This is a genomic window from Rhizobium sp. 18055 (genome assembly GCF_902706285.1).
Taxonomy (GTDB): Bacteria; Pseudomonadota; Alphaproteobacteria; order Rhizobiales; family Rhizobiaceae; genus Rhizobium.
In genome coordinates, this window is the sequence record NZ_CACSKD010000309.1 from 1 (window position 1) to 435 (window position 435).

The window sequence follows — 435 nt, forward strand, 5'->3', positions numbered from 1 at the left end:
GGTGAGAAGCAGAAGCCAGATTTCAGGGGCCGGTTCCCGCCCATTTTGAGAGGGGATGGAGACGAGACATTGGTCGCTACTGATGGCATCGAGGCGCTGCAAAAGATCAGCGAATACCTCGATGGTGGCCAGCCGGTGCCCAACATCATCGTCACTGGCGGCAAGCCCTTTGCGCTCACGGGCCCACAAGCCAAGGAACTCCTCGCTACGTCTCCGGCTAGGAAAGGGGAAAGCGCGAAAAAAGAGGTCGAGAAAGAAGGCCGTTCACGAAGCGACCGCGAGGCTGCGACAGCTCGGATCGCGGAGGCCAGCCGACGTGCAAGTGCAGTGGTTCAGGAGCAAGCAGCACGAATGCAGAAACCGCCGGAGCGTGACGCTGGATTGACGCGATAGAAGGCCTTCGAAGGGGCTTTTAGGCGTCGCTGTGGGGTAGGG

At 60.2% G+C, this 435-nt stretch carries 1 protein-coding gene; it reads left to right on the plus strand.

Annotated features, from left to right (window positions below):
- Nucleotides 1–393 (plus strand): hypothetical protein (locus GVL52_RS29270; protein ID WP_210254133.1); only part of this gene is annotated, 393 nt, incomplete at its 5' end.
- Between the last annotated feature and the right edge of the window lie 42 nt (nucleotides 394–435).